This window comes from Blastopirellula sediminis, assembly GCF_020966755.1.
Classification (GTDB): domain Bacteria; phylum Planctomycetota; class Planctomycetia; order Pirellulales; family Pirellulaceae; genus Blastopirellula; species Blastopirellula sediminis.
Genome location: NZ_JAJKFT010000010.1, coordinates 2,402,307 through 2,422,111, shown reverse-complemented (window position 1 = coordinate 2,422,111; position 19,805 = coordinate 2,402,307). Strand labels below are relative to the sequence as shown.

The 19,805-nt window shown below is 60.6% G+C and carries 16 protein-coding genes; 11 read left to right on the top strand and 5 right to left on the bottom strand.

Annotated features, from left to right (window positions below; all coding sequences use genetic code 11):
- Window positions 1–229 precede the first annotated feature (229 nt).
- A complete protein-coding gene (locus tag LOC68_RS21495) occupies window positions 230–628 on the top strand; it encodes a GNAT family N-acetyltransferase (protein WP_230222544.1) in 399 nt (132 codons plus the stop codon).
- Window positions 629–638: 10 nt separating this feature from the next.
- On the opposite strand, the gene LOC68_RS21490 is transcribed toward LOC68_RS21495, so the two are convergent.
- Window positions 639–3,056, bottom strand: a complete 2,418-nt coding sequence (locus LOC68_RS21490) for a TolC family protein (protein ID WP_230222543.1) — start codon at window positions 3,054–3,056, stop codon at window positions 639–641.
- 376 nt (window positions 3,057–3,432) lie between these two features.
- Here LOC68_RS21490 and LOC68_RS21485 point away from each other — a divergent pair, with 376 nt between their 5' ends.
- The 4 genes from LOC68_RS21485 to LOC68_RS21470 all read left to right on the top strand — a co-directional run bounded on the left by LOC68_RS21485 (window position 3,433) and on the right by LOC68_RS21470 (window position 7,147).
- Window positions 3,433–4,110, top strand: coding sequence for a hypothetical protein (locus tag LOC68_RS21485; protein ID WP_230222542.1), 678 nt, complete (start codon window positions 3,433–3,435; stop codon window positions 4,108–4,110).
- Window positions 4,111–4,230: 120 nt separating this feature from the next.
- Window positions 4,231–5,307 (top strand): DUF1559 family PulG-like putative transporter, encoded by a 1,077-nt coding sequence (locus LOC68_RS21480; RefSeq protein WP_230222541.1) that lies wholly within the window; start codon window positions 4,231–4,233, stop codon window positions 5,305–5,307.
- A gap of 110 nt (window positions 5,308–5,417) precedes the next feature.
- The gene (locus LOC68_RS21475) at window positions 5,418–6,758 is read left to right on the top strand and encodes a PepSY-associated TM helix domain-containing protein (protein WP_230222540.1); all 1,341 of its coding nucleotides are present in this window, start codon (window positions 5,418–5,420) and stop codon (window positions 6,756–6,758) included.
- Window positions 6,755–7,147 (top strand): hypothetical protein, encoded by a 393-nt coding sequence (locus LOC68_RS21470; RefSeq protein ID WP_230222539.1) that lies wholly within the window; start codon window positions 6,755–6,757, stop codon window positions 7,145–7,147. The genes LOC68_RS21475 and LOC68_RS21470 overlap by 4 nt, the downstream gene beginning before the upstream one ends.
- 75 nt (window positions 7,148–7,222) lie before the next feature.
- Here LOC68_RS21470 and LOC68_RS21465 read toward each other — a convergent pair whose 3' ends face one another.
- Window positions 7,223–8,242 (bottom strand): dihydrodipicolinate synthase family protein, encoded by a 1,020-nt coding sequence (locus tag LOC68_RS21465; protein ID WP_230222538.1) that lies wholly within the window; start codon window positions 8,240–8,242, stop codon window positions 7,223–7,225.
- A gap of 122 nt (window positions 8,243–8,364) precedes the next feature.
- Here LOC68_RS21465 and LOC68_RS21460 point away from each other — a divergent pair, with 122 nt between their 5' ends.
- The 5 genes from LOC68_RS21460 to LOC68_RS21440 all read left to right on the top strand — a co-directional run bounded on the left by LOC68_RS21460 (window position 8,365) and on the right by LOC68_RS21440 (window position 15,297).
- A complete protein-coding gene (locus tag LOC68_RS21460; RefSeq protein WP_230222537.1) occupies window positions 8,365–8,961 on the top strand; it encodes a hypothetical protein in 597 nt (198 codons plus the stop codon).
- Between the two features lie 4 nt (window positions 8,962–8,965).
- A complete protein-coding gene (locus LOC68_RS21455; RefSeq protein WP_230222536.1) occupies window positions 8,966–11,188 on the top strand; it encodes an ArnT family glycosyltransferase in 2,223 nt (740 codons plus the stop codon).
- 114 nt (window positions 11,189–11,302) lie between these two features.
- Window positions 11,303–13,378 (top strand): terpene cyclase/mutase family protein, encoded by a 2,076-nt coding sequence (locus LOC68_RS21450; RefSeq protein ID WP_230222535.1) that lies wholly within the window; start codon window positions 11,303–11,305, stop codon window positions 13,376–13,378.
- 8 nt (window positions 13,379–13,386) lie between these two features.
- Window positions 13,387–14,526 carry an adenosyl-hopene transferase HpnH gene (hpnH, locus tag LOC68_RS21445; RefSeq protein WP_230222534.1) on the top strand — a complete coding sequence of 380 codons (1,140 nt, stop codon included), beginning with the start codon at window positions 13,387–13,389 and terminating at the stop codon, window positions 14,524–14,526.
- A gap of 360 nt (window positions 14,527–14,886) precedes the next feature.
- Window positions 14,887–15,297: a hypothetical protein gene (locus tag LOC68_RS21440; protein ID WP_230222533.1), complete on the top strand. Its 411-nt coding sequence runs from the start codon at window positions 14,887–14,889 to the stop codon at window positions 15,295–15,297.
- Window positions 15,298–15,302: 5 nt separating this feature from the next.
- Here the strand turns inward: LOC68_RS21440 and proB are convergent, their stop codons facing one another.
- Together proB and LOC68_RS21430 are read right to left on the bottom strand one after the other, a co-directional pair.
- Complete coding sequence (proB, locus tag LOC68_RS21435) at window positions 15,303–16,451, bottom strand: glutamate 5-kinase (protein ID WP_230222532.1); 1,149 nt, start codon at window positions 16,449–16,451, stop codon at window positions 15,303–15,305.
- Window positions 16,452–16,543: 92 nt separating this feature from the next.
- Complete coding sequence (locus LOC68_RS21430; protein ID WP_230222531.1) at window positions 16,544–18,049, bottom strand: ATP-binding response regulator; 1,506 nt, start codon at window positions 18,047–18,049, stop codon at window positions 16,544–16,546.
- Window positions 18,050–18,376: 327 nt separating this feature from the next.
- On the opposite strand from LOC68_RS21430, the gene LOC68_RS21425 reads away from it, so the two are divergent.
- Window positions 18,377–19,153, top strand: a complete 777-nt coding sequence (locus LOC68_RS21425) for a response regulator (RefSeq protein ID WP_230222529.1) — start codon at window positions 18,377–18,379, stop codon at window positions 19,151–19,153.
- A 102-nt stretch (window positions 19,154–19,255) separates the two neighbouring features.
- On the opposite strand, the gene LOC68_RS21420 is transcribed toward LOC68_RS21425, so the two are convergent.
- Complete coding sequence (locus LOC68_RS21420) at window positions 19,256–19,711, bottom strand: carboxypeptidase-like regulatory domain-containing protein (protein ID WP_230222527.1); 456 nt, start codon at window positions 19,709–19,711, stop codon at window positions 19,256–19,258.
- Between the last annotated feature and the right edge of the window lie 94 nt (window positions 19,712–19,805).

The window sequence follows — 19,805 nt, the reverse complement described above, 5'->3', positions numbered from 1 at the left end:
GGGCGGTCATCAGCAGGGCCGCCCTCTTTTCGTTTCTTGCGACCGCACGCCGTATTTCTCATAGTAGCCCGAAGCGCCAGCGAGGGAAATGCGGCCGGCCATTCGCGTTGAATTGAGAAGCTTGGGTTTCGATCAGTTCCCCGCTGGACATCTTCTTGCGACCGCATTTCCCTCGCTGGCGCTTCGGGCTACTATGAGGCTTCACCACCTTCCCCGGACGTCTCGCATCATGCTTTCCTACCAACTCGAACCCGATCTCACCGCCGCCGAATTCTTGGACCTGCTCCATCGTTCGACCTTGGCCGAACGCCGCCCCGTCGATGATCCGGACCGGATCGAAGGGATGCTCCGCCACGCCGATTTGATTGTCACGGCCCGCGATGGCGAACTGCTGGTCGGCATCTCCCGGGCGGTGACCGACTACAACTACTGCACTTACCTGTCGGACCTGGCGGTCGACGTCGCCTACCAGCGGCAAGGAATTGGTAAGCAGTTGATTCGGAGAACTCACGAAGCCGGCGGCCTAAAGACGACCCTGATCCTGCTTTCGGCGCCAAAGGCGGTGGAGTACTATCCGCACATCGGGATGACGCAGCATCCCTCGTGCTGGATACAGCGCGGAGCATAGAAAGCCGCGGTTAGCGATTGATCCAGAAGGCCGAATCGGTCGCCGATTCGCCGCTGAAGTTCACTTCCTGTTCGGGAGCAGTTTCCTGCGCCGGCGCCGGGCGTTTGACGGAAGGGGGAGCGATCATCGCCTGATTCGCTTTCGGTTGAGCGGCGATAGCAGGGCCGACGGCGGGACGATCAACCGCCGCACGACCGGAAGCTGGTTCGCGATGGATCCAAACGGGAGAGTGGACCTCTTCGTCGCCGCCAAAGTCAATATTCTCGTCGCCAAACGCTTCAATCACGCGGGCCGAGACGTCCTGCCCAATCGGAGCGTTCATCGACGCCGGCTGGACCGCAGACGCTTCGCTCTGCTCTTTGCGGAGCGGGTTCTCGGGCATCGCCGGTTCCGCGTCTGACGTTTCGGGGAAAGCCGGACCTTCAAAGATCGGCGTTCCTTTGTACGGCTCTTTGGCCGGTTCCAGCGGGAACGACGGGCGGTCCTTCGTGCCGATCAAAGCGTCGTTGATCACGAAGTTGGTCAACGCGTGCCGCTTGTTCATATCACGCTGCAGCGCGTCGTAGTACGCCTTTTGCGGCCACGGCCCTTCGGTCATGAAGATGTTGTTGTGCTCAAGCAACGACCCTTTTTCGTAGTGGACGTTCTTGATCGCTTGGGCGTAGTCGACGCGAGCCTGATAGAACAGGATGTTGGCGTCGATCACGCGGCGTTGCGCTTCGAGCAGCAGGTCGAGCGGTGCGAAACCGGCTTCGTGCGAAGCTTCGACCGCACGCTGCTGGGCGTAGGCCGCTTCGCGACGATTGAACTGCGCTTCCATCACCTGGTGAGCACGTTCGATTTCGCCGTACGTGTTGCTCAAGCCGTACATGATGAAGTTTTCTTGCTCGCGGAGGATCGCTTTTTCGCGAGCCAAGGCGAGTTCCGAACTTCGGACGGCGGCATGACCGCGGCGGAAGCCGATCGGCATGTCGAACTCGACCCCCATTTGATACTCTTGGAAGTCGCCGTCCATCATGCTTTGAATCGCATTGTCGTACTGCGGCTGATCGTAGCCCCACAGGTCTTTGCCGAAGCCGCGGAGACGATAGCGAGCGACCAGGTCCAAATTCGGCTTCAGGAAGTTCTTGTTCGCCAGCAGTTCCAGCTCTTTCTGCTTGATGACCCATTTCTGACGACGCAGTTCCGGGCGACGAGCCACCGCTTCCAGCGCGATCGCATCCCAGTCGAACTTCACCTTCGCCACCGGCGGATCCTCCGACGGACGCAGCAGTTGCGGACCGTTAATGTCGACCGCCATGATCACGCGCAAGCGACGTTCCGACACGCGAACGCCGCCGGTCTGCACGAACGTACCGCCCGAGCTGCCGTAGTTGGTTTGCGTGCGCGGCGTCAAACGGCCATGCAGCGAGTTGATCACTTCCGACTCAAAGCGATAGTACTGTTCGCGGGCCTGACCTTCCTGGTCGGCGGTGCGGCGTCCTTGACCGGCGTTGGCCTGAACGTTCTGCCAGACGCGGAGGGCGTTGTCGCGAGCCTCGACCTTGGCGTCAAGGTCGCGATAGGCGTAGTAGAGGTCCCAGTAGGCGTTTTCGACGTCGCTGACCAGGTTACGCACCGCGATTTCAAACTCGGCCAGGCTGATGTCGGTTCGCGTGCGAGCGACCAACACGCCGTTGGCGAAGCCCGGCTCGCCGTTCGGACCGGCGATGCGGTTGTACATGACGCCGGCGCCTTGCATCAACGGTTGGCGCCACTGAGCTTCGGCGTAGTTCGTCCATGATTGCCCGAAGACGAACGGGTTGGTGATGAACGACGCTTCCTGGTTGTTATTGTCGTACTGCGTGACGTTGCGCAACGTAAAGGTGGCGCCGGTGACGCTCTTCTTCTGCAGCGAGATCTCGTAGTTGTTGTAGTCTTGTTTGAACAGACCGTTCTGACCGACCGTGACGTTGTTCACGCCGTAGTCGTTTTGTTCAAAGTAGGCCGAAGCGCCGAAGCTGGCGTCAAACGCGCTCAGAGCCGCCTCTTCGCCGAAGCGACCGTCGGTGTAAACGCGGCCCGGATCGTAGATCGTTTCCAGCGCTTCAGGACTGCGAAGGACGCCGCCAAGGTCTTTCATGACCTGCGAGTTGGCCAGCGCCGTCTCCACCGCTTCTTGCAAAGAGATGTTGGCGTATTTCACTTCGCCGCTGACCGCCGCATCGGGCGAGACCGGAACGCTCGGCAGAAAGTCGTCTTCGCAAGCGTTCGGAACCGGGTCTTCGATCGTCAACCCGCGACCGGCGTACTTCGCGATCAGATCTTCGTCGTACGCAGGAGGATCAGGACAGTCATAGAGCCGCCAGCACCGCAACGAACAGCCGTTGAGCGCAAGCGCGACGCAGCTTAGCGTCACTACGATCTGTTTCGTCCAGCGATGCAGCATCGCCGTCCTTTCCTCGGGTCGTCAAACTTATTGGTCGTCAACGATCCCCAGGGAGCGTCGTGATGACGAGACCACGGGTGAACCCGTCGTTGTCAATCACAACCCATCCCGCAGAACCGGTTGTCCTCGAAGTCTTTTCGGCAAACGTGGCATACCTGCTCCATCAATCCCGCAATTTCGGCATCTTTAGACGAATCCTCCCTTTGCTAGCGACCGGCGCCATTGGCATATCCGGACGCTGATTTGATGATGCGAGAAGCTGCGGGGACTTTAACGCCTCCGCTTTTGGCGCCCCCCCTGCGACAATTCGCCGCAGTTGCCAGCACCGCAGGCAGCAGTTACGCTCAGTCAATTAATCCGATCGGAGGGGTTAGAGGTGTTAGGGCGTCTCGCCAGCTGGGGAAGCGGTCTGCGGCAATTGGCCGGCAGTCGTTTCGTGCTGCGCCGGCGAAGCCTGATTTCGGCCCTCTTGATCGCCAACATCGTCTTTCTCTCGTTCGGGGTCCGCTTCCACGGATTCGTCCCGCAAGACGTTTCGATTCCGTTCCCCTGCCAGGGAGGAAGTTGCGGTTGCCGCGACGCCTATACCTGCTGGAACAACTGCTGCTGCAACACGCCCGCAGAGCGGCTGGCCTGGGCCGAAGCGAACGACGTCACCCCTCCCCAGAACATCGTCGCCCGGCTGATGCAGGAAGCGGCGATCGTGAAAGCGTCGAAAAAATCGAGCTGCTGCGCGACCAAACAAGTCGCGTCGTGCTGTGCGGGTAAAACAAAAAGCTGCTGTGCGGCCAAGTCGAGCAGTTGCTGCGACGCAAAAGAAGAGAAAACGACGCCGGCCGAGTCGGCGCCTTATAAAGGCCCGTTTTTCACGATCGCCAAGTGCGGCGGCTTGCCGGAACTGTTTGCGATCTTCTCTAGCTCAGTCGTCGAACCGGTCGCTCCCATCTGGAGCCCCCGACTCGAGTTCTGCGGCTATCTCACCCTTTGCGATACGACGTCGGCAACGCTCGCTTTGCCGCCGGCCAGCCCCCCTCCGGATGCGATCACGGTCTAGCACGCGTTTCGTTACCCACAACGAAGCTGCGCTCTCAAGCTATCGCCGTATGCGCTTGCGCTAACTGTTGCGCGTGCGCGTTCTTACCATTCGCAATCCACGCACACGATTTTCATACACATGAAACAACGTCACGCTTTTACTTTGGTCGAACTGCTGGTGGTGATCGCCATCATCGGCGTTTTGATCGCATTGCTGTTGCCGGCCGTTCAACAGGCCCGCGAAGCGGCACGGCGAATGTCGTGCACCAACAACCTGAAGCAGATGGGACTCGCCCTGCATAACTACGAGTCGACCTTCAAGGTCTTCCCGATGGCCGGAACGGTCGACACCGACTTTTCGGTTCAGGCCCGTCTGCTTCCCTTCGTCGAGCAAGGAAACTTGAACGACCAACTCGACTATGCTCAAGCGGCGTTCACCGGCGGCTGGAGCGGCAAGGCGCCGAACCCGGCCTTCGCCACCGCGTTCGCCACGCCGCTCGAACTGTTCCTCTGCCCCAGTGATCCCGCGCCGTCGCAAACGACGTCGGCCGGCTACACCTATGGGTCGATCAACTACATGGTCAGCTTCGGCAGCGGGACCGGACTCAATTACGATTTCAAGCAGAAGACCGACGGGATCTTCTACCAGTACTCGAAGGCCGGCTTCCGCGACATGACCGACGGGACCAGCAACAGCGTCGTGATGAGCGAAACAGTTCGCAGCGTCGGCGCTGACATGACCTTGCCGGCCGGACAGACCCCCTCGTTTCCGTATCAGTTCACGCTGAACGGATCGTCCGGCGTCAGTTCCAGCAATCCGGATCCGAACAAACAGGGATTGCCGGGAAGCGGCGGAGGTTGGAGCGGCTACACCAACGGCGACGGATTGATCTTCAATCCCGACATCTCCACCTTCTGGACCGACTTCACCTCGTGGCGCGGCGGCGAGAGCTCGGCGATCCGCGGACGAGGAATGTCGTGGGCGTTTACCGGGGCCATCAATTCGATGACCAACGGTTATCACACCCCCAACAGTCGCATTCCGGATGTGGTCACGCATTGGACCGGTTACTTCGCACCGCGTAGTTACCATCCCGGCGGCGCCAACGTCACCTTCGGCGACGGCTCGGTTCGTTTGCTCCCCAACACAATCGACCTGACGACGCATCGCGCCTTGCATAGCGTCAACGGCGGCGAAGTGCTGGGTGAATTCTAGACCGATCTGACGATCGTCTCGCTATCAGCGGTCGGCGCGTTTCGGAAACGAAGCGCGCCGCTCCGCTCTTGCGCATCCCTCGAACATTCCCCTTCCCTGATATACCTCCCATGAACAATCCAGACGCGCCGCGCAAGCGGCCCTGGCCCGACTACCGCGCGGTATGGCGGTGGCATTTTTACGCCGGCCTGTTTTCAATACCAATCTTGGTCGTGCTGTCGATCAGCGGCACGATCTACTTGTTCAAACCGCAGATCGAGTCTTGGCTCGACAAGCCCTACGACCAATTGCCAAGTGGCGCAGCGTCTCTCCCGATTTCAAAGCAGATCGAAGCGACCCTCGCCGCCATTCCGGGCGCCAGATTCCACTCGTTCGAGTTGCCGGCTTCGTCGACCGCCGCGACGAGGGTCATCGTCATCCGGCAAGGAGAACGAATCCGTTGCTACGTCGATCCCGCCGATGGCAAGCTGCTCGACCAGAAGGTGGAAGAGGACCGCTTCATCGCGATCATCCGCCGCCTGCATGGCGAGTTGTTTCTCGGCAATCGAGGTTCGTACCTGGTCGAGCTGACCGCCTGCTGGACGCTGGTCCTGATTTTTACCGGGCTCTATTTGTGGTGGCCCCGCAAATGGACCGGGCTTGGCGGCGTGCTGTTTCCTCGCCTGACCGGCGGCCAGAAGATCTTCTGGCGCGACATTCATAGCGTGTCCGGAATCTGGATCTCCGGTTTTGCGATCGTGCTGATCCTTTCCGGTCTCCCCTGGTCGACCTTCTGGGGGAACTACTTCCGTAACGTTCGCCATTGGACCGGCACGGCGGTCGCGCGACAGGATTGGCAGATCAGCCGCTCGCGCACCGAAAAGGAGCCGGGCAAATCGGCGCAGCTCGATCTGACCGCGGCGGATTGCGTCTTCGCTGCGGCGACGCCGCTTGACTTGCCGCCGCCGGTGATCATCTCGCCGCCGCGTGGAAACTCCACCGAGTGGAAAGTGCAATCGATGACGCAAAACCGTCCCTATCGGGCCGACCTGACGATCGACGGCGCCAGCGGCGAATTGACCAGCCGCCAAGACTTCGTCGATCGCCACGTGATCGATCAAGTCGTTGGGGTCGGGATCGCACTGCACGAAGGGCAATTGTTCGGCTGGCCGAATCAATTGCTCGGCGTCGTAACGACCAGCGGTCTAATTCTGCTGAGCGCCAGCGGCGTCATCCTCTGGTGGCGCCGCCGCGACCGAGGCGTTCTTGGCGCGCCGGCTGTTGGCGCCGCGCCCCGATTCTCGCTCGGCTTGATCGTCATCGTGGCCGGCCTAGCCGTTTATCTTCCGTTGTTCGGGGCCTCCCTGCTCGCCGTTTATCTGGCGGAACGATTCGTCCTGCGTCGCTCGCCGGGCGTTCGCAGTTGGCTTGGCCTCTCCAATCCCCAATCGCCGGAGGTCGCCGCCGTATGATTCGTTCGCTGATTCTGGCCAGCTTCGCGCTTGTTACGCTCGTCGGCTGCGGCCCGACCCCGGTGACCGGCGGTACGACCGGCGTTTTGACCACCAGCGGAAATCCGCTTGGCGAAATGCAGGTCAACGTCTTTCGCGCCGATGGGCTGGATATGCCGATCGGCTTCGGCACGACCGCCGCGGATGGTTCGTTTGAGCTGGTTCAGCCCGCCGCGGCTGGACCGCTCGTACTGACGCCAGGCAAGTACCGCTTTTCGGTCGAGTCGATCGGTTCGCCGGTCCTGCTGCCGAAGAAGTATGGAAGCGCAACCACTTCGCCGTTGGAAGTTGAGTGGCGATCGGATCAGCCGCTCGCGCTCGATATCCCGGGGCTCAAGCTGCCGAAGTAACGTTTCGAAATGGAAAAAGCGTGCCGGAGAGAACGCTCCCGCACGCTTCTTTTTGTTTCTTGACGAGCAAGTCGTTTACGCCAGGCCGCGACGCTTCAACTCGCCGACGACGTTCTGCACGATCCGGGCGACTTCGTCCGAGTCGATCTCTTCTTTGATCGCACAACCGCCGATCGGCTCGTTGACGAATCCTTCGGCCGCCAGCAAACATTGCAGTTCGCGTTTGAGCTGATCGATCGCGTGCAATTGGCTTTCCGATTGCGGCTGACGTCCTTTGCCCGGCTGGAAGCCGCGCAGCGCCAGCGCCGCGCGGAACCCTTCCGGAAATTCGCTGTTGTAGAGCATCGCGTCAAACAGCGTGAGCAGACGGTATTGCAGATCGCGAGCTTCGTCGATCCGCCCCGCTTTGGTCAGGTCGTACAGCTTGCGGGTAATCTCCGGAACCACCCCGCTGGTCGCGTTCGTACCGCCGTCGCAACCGATCAGCATCATCGGCATCAGCGCCGCGTCCCAACCGGTCATGAAGGAGAAGTCGGGACGAAGCGGACGGACCGCCGCGATCATCCGCATCATGTGAGGCAAGTCGCCGGACGAGTCTTTAATCGCCACGATCTTCGGGCACTCTTCCGCCAGACGCTGCACCGTCGGCACGTCGATCGGCGAGGCGAACATCGGAATGTTGTAGAGCGTGACGTCGATCGGCGTGTTGTCGGCGATCTCTTTGAAGTAGGCGTACACGCCGGCCGGGGTCAGCTTGTAGTAAAACGGCGAGACGATCGCCACGGCGCGGCAACCGTATTCGTAGTAGTTCTCGCAGGCCTTGATCGTCTCACGGACGTTCGCTTCGGCGGCGCCGGCCAAGATCGGGACGCGGCCAGCGGTCTGATCGGCCATAATCTCGATGATGCGGCGACGCTCTTCCGCGGTGAAGCGGAGAAACTCGCCGGTCGAGCCGTTCGGGTAAAGTCCATGGACGCCCCGTTCGATCAGCCAATCGACGTAACGTCGCAGTTCCGGCTCGTTAATATCCCCCCGCGAGTCGAGGGGAACGATGTTGGGCGTAAAGATACCAGCGAGACGTGCTTGATTTGACATGTTTGGAGAGGCTTGGTCTAACGGCGGCGGGCCAGCGGAGCTAGAATCAAAACTTTATACGATTTGGATATCTTAGTTCATGATCCGCTCGAAGTCAGCGGCGGCTTTTCCCCGGATTTTTCGTGCTTTTTAAACAATCCATCCTCGAAATGATCGCTGACGGCCGGGTCACCTACGCTTTTCGCCGCTGGAAACGCCCTACCGTCAAAGCAGGGGGCACGCTCACGACCTCGATCGGCGTGCTGGCGATTGAAGAGGTTAAGCCGGTTGAGCCGGAGCAAATCAGCGGTCGACACGCCGTCGCGGCCGGGTTCGATTCGCTCGCCCAGCTGAAAGCGAATCTGGCGACGCAGCGAGACGCCCCGCTCTACCGGATCCGCTTCCGCTTGGCCGGCGAGGATCCCCGCATCGCACTCCGCCGCGAAGACGACCTCTCAGCCGACGATCTCACTCTCCTCCTGAAAAAGCTGGAGCGGTACGACGCCGCATCGAAGCATGGCGCCTGGACCGAGCGCGTTCTGGAGATGATCGACCAAAATCCCAATACGAAAGCCGGCGACCTGGCCGAGCAGCTCCGCGTCGAAAAGGAATGGCTCAAGACGAACATTCGCAAGCTGAAGCAGCTCGGGCTAACCGAAAGCCTTTCCCCCGGCTATCAGATTTCTCCCCGCGGCGCCGCGCTGCTCGACCACCTGAAGCGACAAGAGCAGGAAGCGTAATCGCATGTCGAAGAAATCTCGCCGCGAGCGAACCGGGGCGCCAGCCGCAGCAACCAACGATTCGCCCTCTGAGGGAAGCGATCTGAAAAAGTACGCCCCTGCGGCGCTGTTAGCCCTGCTCAGCTTCGGCTATCTGCTGATTTACTTTCAGTCGCCGCTGCCGGTCTATCGGGGCGAGCCGGCCGATCGACTGACCGTCCTCTTCACGATCTTCGGCAACTTCACCGCGGTGCTCGGAACGTGGGCCGATCTGCTAATCGATCCCCTTCCCTTCCTCACGCAGCGGACCCCGGTCTTCCTGCTGGCGGGGTTGATTCTGCTGATCGCTACGCTCGTCGGTCGTTGTCTCTTGAGCCGGATCGGCCTGACTTCAATGTTGTCGCGGCTAGAGAACTTCGTCTTCGCCAGCGCGCTCGGCCTGGCCGCCGTTTCGCTCTGGACGTTTGCGATCGGCTTCGCCGGACTGCTTCATTATCCGGTGGTGATCGTTCTCCCGCTGTCGGGACTTGCCGGTTGGGGCGGCTTCGATTGGTATCGTGAGTGCGCCTCACGTGATAAAGCCCCTTCAGCGAGTGAGCCTTTCCCTTGGATCTGGATCGCCGCTACGGCGCCGATTGTGATTTGCACGCTGCTCGGTGGGATGATGCCTCCCTATGAATATGACGTACTGGAGTACCATCTGCGGCTGCCGACCGAATGGCTCGCCACCGGGCGCATCGCCGTCGAGTCGTACAACGCCTACAGCGGTCTGCCGATGGGGGCCGAGATGTTGGCCCTATTGCCGATGACCTTGTGGCCCAGCGATCAGGCCTGGTTCTATGGCGCGCTGGTCGGCAAGACGCTGATCTGCTTCTACGCTCCGCTAACCGCACTCGCCGCTTACTGCGCGGCGCGACGTTTCACCGGCTCCTACGCCGGGCAGATCGCGGCGATCGTGGTGGTCGGAACTCCCTGGATCGTCTTCGTCGCCGTTTACGGACTGGTCGACGGCGTCTGGGCCTTTTACACGGTGGCGGCGATCTTCGCAGCGATCTTGTGGTTTCAGACGAAGTACAGCGATCAGCCGGAACTGCTGCCGCGACTGGCTCTGCTATCCGGACTGATGGCCGGGATGGCGACGGCTTGTAAATATCCGGCGCTGCCGCTGCTCGTCTTTCCGCTGGCAGCTTGGATTCTGCTCGAAGGTTGGCGGCCGAACTTCAAATCGGCGATCACGTTCACCATCGGCGTGACGCTCCTCTTCGCACCCTGGCTAATCAAGAACGTCGTCTACACCGGCAACCCGGTTTATCCGCTGGCTGGTTCAGTCTTCCCCGATTCGATCCGGACGCCGGAGCAAGTCGCTCAGTGGAAAGCGGCCCATCGCGTTCCGACCGACGCCAGTGGCAATAGCGTGACGCCGGCTATGTTGATCAGCGCGATGAAGAAGGTCGCCTACGCCAGCGACTGGACCAACGTGGCTCTCACGCCGCTGACGATCGCGGGGATCGTGCTATTCGGCCTCGCGGTTTGGAAACCGCAGTTCCTTTCGAGCGAAGACGATTGCAATCCTGCTGACGCCGTCGCCTGGCGACTGGCTCTCTACGCGGTCTACTACTTCGTCGTCTGGTGGCTCTTCACGCATCGGTATGATCGCTTTTTGATCCCGCTCGCGCCGGTCGTCGCGCTGCTGGCCGGTTACGCCGCCGCACGGACCTCGGCCGCTGGTTGGCGTATCGTCTGCAACTCGCTGGCCGGCGCTGGACTCTTCCTTTGCTTCTTCTGGATCAACTGGCAGACGTCGTTCCTGGCGCCCACCTTCTACTTCACCGACTATCAGCTGTTGAAAGAAGCGAACGCCGGGCCTGATCCGGGGATCCTCGCTCAACTGGTTCCAGCCGGCAAAAGCGCGATCGTCGAAGGGAAAGCGGACGTCTTCTATATGCAGACTCCGATTCATTATCACACCTGCTTCGACGCCTCTCCCCTGGTTGGGCTGCTCGATAAGTCCGCGGCCGAGCGCAAGGAGATCCTGAAGGCCCGCAAAGTCAGCCATGTCTACGTAAATTGGAACGAAATCGCCCGTTTTCGCAGCCCTGGCAACTATGGTTTCGCCGAGTTCGTCACGCCCGACTTCTTCGCCGAACTGGTCGCTCAAGGAGTCCTTCGCCCCGCCAAGTTACCGGCCAGCCAGGACGGAAGTCCGCCGATCGCCCCGTGGGGCGAGTTCTATGAGGTCATTCCTTAACGTTCTCCTAATCCGTCGCTCTTGCCAGATCGGTCTGGCTCGCCTACCTTGATGATTCGTTAGAACGCGTAGGATCGCTTCTGACCGGTTTCCGTCGACGTAAGGAAGGACTGCATGGAAGGCGCCTCCCCCACTGCGAGTAATCGCATCTCGCAACACGTTGTCGACCTGCGCGCTCAGGCCCGCTCTGCTGCGGCCGCGACGCGCGACTGGCTCCTCGCTCACCAACATGCCGACGGTCATTGGTGCGCCGAGTTGGAAGGTGACTCGATCCTTCAAAGCGAATACATTCTCCTTCTCGCGTGGCTCGGCCAGGAACGAACCGACATCGCCAAGCGATGCGCCGCTCAGCTACTGAAACAACAAGAGCCCAACGGCGCCTGGACGCAGTTCCCCGGCGCGCCGATCGACGTCGGCTCGAGCGTCAAAGCTTACTTCGCCCTCAAGCTGACCGGTCATGATCCGGCCGCCGAGTACATGATCCGCGCTCGCAACGCGATCCTCGAAGCCGGCGGCGCCGACAAGGTCAACAGCTTCACCCGCTTCTATCTGGCGCTGCTCGGCCAGATCCCGTTCGAGCTTTGCCCGGCCGTTCCGCCTGAGATGGTCCTGCTCCCCAACTGGTCGCCGATCAACATCTATCGGATGAGTTCCTGGTCGCGCACGATTTTCATTCCGCTGGCGATCGTCTGGGCCCATCGCCCGACTCGCGACATCGCCCAAGACGTTTCGATCCACGAGCTGTTCGTCGACAAACCGGAAGATTGGCCCGAGCTCCGCTGCCCCGGACTCGACAAGCCGCGCGGCCTCTTCAGCTGGGACCGCTTCTTCCGCACCGCCGACAGCGGGTTGAAGCTGCTCGAAAAGTACAAAGTTCGTCCCCTGCGCAAGCGTGCTCTTCGCCTGGCCGAAAAGTGGCTGCTCGATCGCTGCGAGCAAAGCGACGGTCCCGGCGCGATCTTCCCGCCGATTCTTTGGGGCGTGATCGCGCTCCTCACGCTCGGCTACTCGAAAGAGAGCAAAGAGGTCCAGTACTTCCTCGATCACCTCGAGCGTCTGGCGATTGATGAAGGCGCCGAGACTCGCCTGCAACCTTGCAAGTCGCCGGTCTGGGATACGTCGATTTCGCTCCGCGCGATGGCTGCCGCCGGCATGGGCATCTCCCAAGAGCCGACTTGCCGCGGCGTCGAGTGGCTCCTCTCGAAAGAAGTTCGCGTCCCCGGCGACTGGAGCAACAACGTCGCATGCGAACCGGGCGGCTGGTTCTTCGAATACGAGAACGCCTTCTATCCTGACAACGACGACACGTCGATGGGGATCATGGCGCTGGTCGATCAATTGGCGGCCGCCAACATCACGCTCGAACTCCACCCCGGCGATACGATGGCCAACACCACCGTCGTTGTCGGCGGACGCGGCATCACCGAACAACTTGCAGGCTCGTCCGCCGCGATGATGGAACGAGCGGCTGCGGCGACGCGTCGCGCCGTCGCGTGGATGACCGCCATGCAAAACCATGACGGCGGCTGGGGCGCCTTCGACAAGAACAACGACGCCGAATTCCTCTGCCATGTGCCGTTCGCCGATCACAACGCGATGATCGATCCGAGCACGCCCGACCTTTCGGCCCGCGTGATCGAATCGTTCGGCCGCTTGGGAGTCACGATCGACTCGCCGGGCAAAGTCGGCGACGTCGTCCGCAAAGCGGTCGCCTATATCCGGGCGAACCAACTCTCCGACGGCTCGTGGTTCGGCCGCTGGGGCGTCAACTATATCTATGGAACCTGGCAATGCCTGGTCGGACTGCGGGCGGTCGGCGTGCCGGCCAACGATCCGATGATCGAACAAGGCAAACTCTGGCTGCTCGCTCATCAACAAGCGTGCGGCGGTTGGGGAGAATCGTGTGAAACGTACGAAGATCCGACGCTCCGCGGCAAGGGAAGCCCGACCGCTTCGCAAACGGCTTGGGCGCTGCTTGGTTTGATCGCCGCCGGCGGAGCGCATCTGCCGGAAGTCGCCAACGGCGTCCGTTACCTGATGGACACGCAGCGCGAGGATGGAGCCTGGGATGAAGTCGAGTTCACCGGAACCGGTTTCCCCCGCGTCTTCTATCTGAAGTATCACTATTACCCGATTTACTTTCCCCTCTTGGCTTTGGCCGAGTGGAACCGCGCGACGGCGCGAAGTTAGGAACTGACATGGGCGTACCTGTCTCGCAAATGTGGACTGTCGCCAGCTATGTGCTGAAGAAACGCCTTTCGGGGCAGAAGCGCTATCCGCTGGTCTTGATGTTGGAACCGCTGTTTCGCTGCAATCTGGCTTGCGCCGGCTGCGGCAAGATCCAACATCCGGTCGAAACGCTCCGTCGGCATCTGACTCCGGAACAATGCTTCCGTGCGGTCGACGAATGCGGCGCGCCGATCGTTTCGATCCCCGGCGGCGAACCGCTGCTCCATCCGCAGATCAATGAGATCGTCGACGGCCTGGTCGCGCGGAAAAAGTACATCTACCTCTGCACCAACGCGCTGAAGCTGGAAGCGGCTCTCCCCAGCTTTACGCCGAGCAAGTATCTCTCCTTCTCGGTTCACATGGACGGTCCCCGCGAAGAACATGACGCCGCCGTCTGCCGCGAAGGAACGTACGACATCGCCGCCAAAGCGATTCAAGCGGCGGTCGCGCGCGGCTTTCGCGTCACGACCAACACCACCATCTACGATGGCGTTCATCCCGAGCGGATTCGGGACTTCTTCGACGACATGATGGAGCTCGGCGTCGAAGGGATGATGATCTCGCCGGGCTATCGTTATGAGAAAGCGCCGGACCAGGATCACTTCCTGGCGCGGAACGAAACGAAGTCCCTCTTCCGCAAGCTGCTCGACAACGCTCGCAATTGGCGATTCAATCAAAGCCCGCTCTTCCTCGAGTTCCTGAAAGGGAACTACCAGCTCGAGTGCACGCCGTGGGGGAATCCGACCTACAACTTGTTCGGCTGGCAGAAACCTTGCTATCTGATGGATGAAGGGTACTGCGAATCGTTCGCCGAGTTGATGTCGTCAACCAAGTGGGAAAACTACGGCTGCGCCAGCGGCAATCCCAAGTGCGCCGACTGCATGGTCCATAGCGGCTACGAACCAAGCGCCGTCGACGCCACCTTTGGCTCGATGAGCGGCTTCTGGAACACCGTCAAATTGACGCTGATGGGTCCGCCGAAGAAAAGCACGCTGCCGCTCGCTTCGCCGGCCGCTGATTCTAACTCACGGCATGACGCTCGCAGCGCCAAACCGTCGCCGACCTTGCGTCCCAACGACATTCCGCTGCCGCTGATCCAGGATCAGTAAGGGGCGCGCAGCTCACGGTGAAGTCGACGTCGCCCGCCGCCCCACAATCCCCCTCTGCATAACTATCGTGCAGCAATTTTAAACATCTGCTCCCTATTTCGACGCAGTCGCGTCTGACCGGAAATTCCCATGCGCCCGCATTTGGACGGCATGGCGCACTATTTCCACCATTTAGGTGGCAATTTCTCTCCTTCCCCTGTCCCGCGCACCATCTCACTGCGGAAACCCGAAGCCGGCGGCTCATTCTCCCCCTCCTGGTACGGAGGTTGCTACTCCTTCTGGCAGACGATTCGCCTGGCCGAATCCAACCCCACGGAAAAGAGCCCTCCCGATTCCAACCGTTAGATCCAGCCTGCAACGATGACAATCGACTGCACCATCACTTCCCCGAAATACTCTCGCCCTGGTGGGTTCATCCTCTGCGCATCGGCAGTCGGCTGGACCGACTTCAAACCGTCGACCGGTACGATCCACGGGCAAGTCACCTATGGCGGCCAGCCGGTCACCGGCGGCGACATCACTTTCTACAGCGGCGAACTGGAAGGCGGTATTTCCGAATCGCTCGATGCGGAAGGAAAGTTCGTCACGCAAACGCCGCTGCGTACCGGCGCCTACGTCGTCACGATTCTGCCGCCGGAAGATCCTTCGCAGTTGGTTGTGCGCGTCGTCGCCAAAGCGATCCCGGCCAAGTACCGCGATCCGAACAAGAGCGGCTTGACCATCGACGTGCGCGAAGGGGTCAACTCGTTCGATCTCGAGATGAAGCCGTAAGCGAACTACTTCGCGGCTCGGCTCAGCGTGAGATTGTCGCGGTGGATCAATTCGACGTAGGGGCGATGTCCCAAGACTTCGCTGATCTTGTCGCTTTGCGTGCCGCGAATGCGGGCCACTTCGGACGCCGAATAGTTGGTCAGACCGCGGGCAATTTCGCCCCCGTCCGAACCGCAGATTCGGACGACGTCCCCTTTTTCAAAGTCTCCCTCGACGCCGATCACGCCGATCGCCAGCAGACTTCGCCCTGACTCTTCCAGCGCTCGCTTGGCGCCATCATCGACGGTGATCCGTCCTCGCGGTTCGACCGAGAATCCGATCCACCGCTTCCGCGGCGAGACCGTCTTCCCTTGCGGCAAGAACAGCGTACCGATCGTTTCGCCGTTGACGATCTTGGTAATCGCCTGCGGATCGCGTCCCGAGGCGATGATCACGTTCTCACCGGCGGTCGTCACCAGCCGGGCCGCTTCCAGCTTGCTGGCCATGCCCCCTTTCGAGAGCCCCGTCTTCTTGTCGCGGACGAACGACATCAGTTGATCGTCGAACTTCTGCACGACCGGAATCACTTTCGCGTCCGGATCGTCGGGCGAACGATCGTACAAACCGGCGACGTCCGACAAGATCACCAACAGCGGCGCTCGCAGCAAATTGGTGACCCGAGCGGCCAGGCGATCGTTATCGCCAAAGGTGGTCATCAATTCGTCGACGGCGACGGTGTCGTTTTCGTTGATGATCGGCAGCACGCCGAACCCAAGCAGCGACACCAGCGTGTTGCGGATGTTCAGGTACCGGACGCGATGATCGAGATCTTCGGCCGTCAGCAAAACCTGGGCGCCATGCCGTCCGTGAACCGCCAACGTTTGATCGTACGCTTCGATCAGGCGAGCCTGACCAACGGCGGCGACCGCTTGCAATTGCGCCAAATCGGTCGGCCGCTGCTTCAGCTTCAACCGGTCCATCCCGGCGCCGACCGCTCCGCTGGAGACCATCACCATCTTCCGGCCGGAGTCGAGAAGCCGGCTCATTTCTTCGGCGAATTGGGCGATTCGCTCGCGATTAAGCGTGCCGTCCGGCGAAGTGAGAACGCGCGTTCCCACTTTCACGACGATCAGATCGGCAGTCGCGGCGATTTCCTGGCGCAGAAGATCGGTCATAGGAAGAAAGAGAGGCTCAAAGTAGCGGGAAACGACAAACCGTAGTTATCGATTCCCGCCGCATTTGCCACAAGGGGACGCTGATATACGAATTACGCCGATTGCGGCTGGGCGCCGCGCAAGAGCGCTACCAGATTGGCTGGATCGACCGGCTTGACGACGTGATCGTCGAAGCCAGCCTCTTTTGTGCGGCGGCGATCCTCGGGACCGCCCCAACCGGTTAGCGCAATAATTTTCACGCCATCTTGACCATGATCGGCCCGAATCCGCCGCGCCACTTCGTACCCATCCATCCCCGGCAGCCCGATATCGAGCAAGATAAACGCCGGCTTTTGCTTGCGCAGCAAATCGATCGCCATCGGCCCGTCATAGGCGACGGTAGTGCTCATCCCTTCAAAGGTCAGCAGCATCGAAAGGGTCTCGGCGGCGTCCCGATTGTCGTCGACGATCATCACCGACATCGACTCGAGATCGATCGGCTCCTGCCTTTCGACCACGCGCACTGTCGGCGTCGGCAGTTCGACCATCGGTAGACGAACCTCAAAACGGCTCCCCTTCCCTGGGCCACGGCTGACGACGTCGACCGTCCCGTCATGCAGTTCGCACAACTGTTTGACCAGCGCCAGCCCCAGACCGAGCCCGCCATGATCGCGGGTATGAGAAGAGTCGACCTGAGCGAACGCTTCAAAAATCCGCTTCCGATCATCTTCGGCAATGCCGATGCCGTTGTCGGAAACGGCCAGCACGGCGACGCCGTTCTCGGCACGCAAGTCGATGCAAATGCGTCCGCCGCGCGGCGTGTACTTGGCGGAATTGCTCAACAGGTTCGAGACGACCTGCACCAAACGAACTCGATCTCCGTTCACGCCGAACGGCACGTCGGGGATCAGCAATCGGACGTCATGCCCCTGTTCGTCAATTTGCGGCTGCACCATCTCGACCGCGGCGCCGACCGCTTCGCGGAAATCAAACGGATCGCGCAGCAGGCGCATCTTCCCTTGCAGATAGCGCGAGACGTCGAGCAAGTCGTCGACGATCCGAACCAATTGCGACAGCTGACGCAGCACCGCGCGGCGCAGCGTATCGAACCGCCGAGCGTCGTCGCGGCAGCGCGCCATCAGGTCGACGCTGGTCGCAATCGGCGCGAGCGGATTACGCAGCTCGTGCGCGAGCAGCGCCAGGTATTCGTCCTTCTGCAAATCGGAACGCTTTAGCGTTTCGGTCAGTTTCTGATTTTCGAGCGACCGCTGCTCCGCTTTGCGCTGATCGCACCGCGTCTTCTCGAACGTCACGATCGTCACCGCGCCGACGATCGCATAGATCAACAGCGAGACCCAGTCGGCCGGCTCGGTGATCAGCAGGCTCGATTCCGGCGGAATGACGAAGTGAGCCGCCGCCAACATTCCCAGCGCCATCGCCAAGACCGCGGAAGGAGTACCGCCGAGCCAGGCGCTCATGATGACCGAGAGATAGAAGACGCCGAACGGCAGTCGTTCCTGCAAAATGGGGTGAAGCATCGTCCTCACCCACAAGGCGACCGCCGTAGCGGCAATAGCGAAGATGTAACCGCGAAATTGCTCCATCCAGCCGTTTCGCATGCTAGCACTCCCTTTGGCTTTTCTGCGGAGAAGGCCGCCGATGCGAACGCATAAACGGCATCGCAAGTTATAAACCCGCGGCGGTCGTTTCGCCAAGCGTCAACATGGAAAGAAATGAGGACTTTTTCCTATTGCCGGAAAACCGCAGCAAGTCCTACATTGAACATTCTCAAATGAAGCGTGCGAAATGGATATCCACGCCAGGATTGATCCGCAGTCAGGCTTAAGGAATGAGCCGGATTGTCGCGGGGCGATCGCTCTCTAGGTTGAGCGGGCCCTTCAAGGATAGTGGTTGTCGCAGTTGCGACCCTGGTATGGAGACCTGTTATGTTAGTGCTTTCTCGTCGCGCTAAAGAAAAGATTGTCTTCCCCAATCTCGCCATCACCGTCGAGCTCCTCCAAGTGCGGGGCAAGATGGTGAAGATCGGCATCGACGCTCCCAAAGAAGTGTCGATCATTCGCCCAGACGCCTGCAGCGAAGGGGAACTCGAAGAAATGAAACGGAAGGCGCCGCCCCTGATCGGTAGCCACCAATTCCGCAATCGCCTCAATACGCTCAACCTTGGCCTGCACCTTTGCAGCAAACAGGTCGACGCCGGCATGACCGAAGAAGCGGTCACCACGCTCAAGCGTTTGCTCGCCGAACTAAAAGAACTGGACGTCGCCGTCGGCCAAGACCGCGAAACGCTCCGCCGCGAAAAATCAGGCGAAAACGGGCGTAGCCTGTTGGTGGTGGAAGACGACGACAACGAACGTGAGTTGCTGGCCGGTTTGCTGCGGATGTACGGCTTCAACGTTTCGGTCGCCAAAGATGGCCAGGCCGCCCTCGAGCACCTGGCCCTCAACGACTTGCCCGACTACGTGCTGCTCGACCTCAGCATGCCCAGGTTCGATGGCCCCGCCACCCTCCGCGTGCTCCGCAACGATCCGCGCATGAGCAAGCTGAAGGTCTTCGCCGTAACCGGCAGCGACCCGAAACAGTTCGCCGACGACGGCGACGATACCGAAGATCGCTTTGACGCCTGGTTCCGCAAGCCGCTCGATCCGGCCGAAATCGTCGAAGCGGTCAGCCAAAAGGCTCGCCCGGCGATCGCCGCCCGCTAGAACAGCGACTCCCTCCCCACCTATTTCATCGACCATGAAAAAAGCCCGCGGCGATTGCCGGGGCTTTTTTTTGTTTTCCTACGCAAACGTTGCGTCGCGGCGCTACTTCGTCGCAATCTCAAACTTCAAATCGGTCGCCCCTTCTTCCGAGACGTTCGCCTTCAAGCCCGACTTCTGCGGATTGGCGAACTTGCGGGGAACGATGTTGATGTTCGGCGGCGAGGGAGGAAACTGGCCGGTCTTTTCTTGGACCGCCATCGGATCGACTGTCGACCGCGACTCATCGACGATCGACTTGATGATGGCGACTTGATACTCGCCCGGCAGAATGCCGTCGGACGGTTCGATGGTTCCGAGCGAAAAAGCTCCTTCGGCGTCGGTCATCCCATTCGCCGAACGTCCATCGCCGATCGGCGAGAAAATGACGGTCGCTCCTTCCAGCGGAGTTCCATCCAGCAGAACGACCCCTTTGGCTTCGACGCCGCCGGGCATCATCTTACTACCGCACCCAGATATCACCAGCGCGGCCATCGCCGCAGCGTAAATCGCGTATCGCATGAAGAATGTTCCTTGGAAACGTATTGCAGTCGCTTGGCCGACCGCAGGCAGGACTGCGGCGACGTAGCGGTCGCCGCAGTTTGAACAGGCAGGA

Excerpts from the sequence above, each read along its gene's own strand:
- LOC68_RS21495 (WP_230222544.1), top strand. The coding sequence starts at position 230 with ATGCTTTCCTACCAACTCGAACCCGATCTCACCGCCGCCGAATTCTTG.
- LOC68_RS21490 (WP_230222543.1), bottom strand. The coding sequence starts at position 3,056 with ATGCTGCATCGCTGGACGAAACAGATCGTAGTGACGCTAAGCTGCGTC.
- LOC68_RS21480 (WP_230222541.1), top strand. The coding sequence starts at position 4,231 with ATGAAACAACGTCACGCTTTTACTTTGGTCGAACTGCTGGTGGTGATC.
- LOC68_RS21475 (WP_230222540.1), top strand. The coding sequence starts at position 5,418 with ATGAACAATCCAGACGCGCCGCGCAAGCGGCCCTGGCCCGACTACCGC.
- LOC68_RS21470 (WP_230222539.1), top strand. The coding sequence starts at position 6,755 with ATGATTCGTTCGCTGATTCTGGCCAGCTTCGCGCTTGTTACGCTCGTC.
- LOC68_RS21465 (WP_230222538.1), bottom strand. The coding sequence starts at position 8,242 with ATGTCAAATCAAGCACGTCTCGCTGGTATCTTTACGCCCAACATCGTT.
- LOC68_RS21455 (WP_230222536.1), top strand. The coding sequence starts at position 8,966 with ATGTCGAAGAAATCTCGCCGCGAGCGAACCGGGGCGCCAGCCGCAGCA.
- LOC68_RS21450 (WP_230222535.1), top strand. The coding sequence starts at position 11,303 with ATGGAAGGCGCCTCCCCCACTGCGAGTAATCGCATCTCGCAACACGTT.
- hpnH (WP_230222534.1), top strand. The coding sequence starts at position 13,387 with ATGGGCGTACCTGTCTCGCAAATGTGGACTGTCGCCAGCTATGTGCTG.
- LOC68_RS21440 (WP_230222533.1), top strand. The coding sequence starts at position 14,887 with ATGACAATCGACTGCACCATCACTTCCCCGAAATACTCTCGCCCTGGT.
- proB (WP_230222532.1), bottom strand. The coding sequence starts at position 16,451 with ATGACCGATCTTCTGCGCCAGGAAATCGCCGCGACTGCCGATCTGATC.
- LOC68_RS21430 (WP_230222531.1), bottom strand. The coding sequence starts at position 18,049 with ATGCGAAACGGCTGGATGGAGCAATTTCGCGGTTACATCTTCGCTATT.
- LOC68_RS21425 (WP_230222529.1), top strand. The coding sequence starts at position 18,377 with ATGTTAGTGCTTTCTCGTCGCGCTAAAGAAAAGATTGTCTTCCCCAAT.
- LOC68_RS21420 (WP_230222527.1), bottom strand. The coding sequence starts at position 19,711 with ATGCGATACGCGATTTACGCTGCGGCGATGGCCGCGCTGGTGATATCT.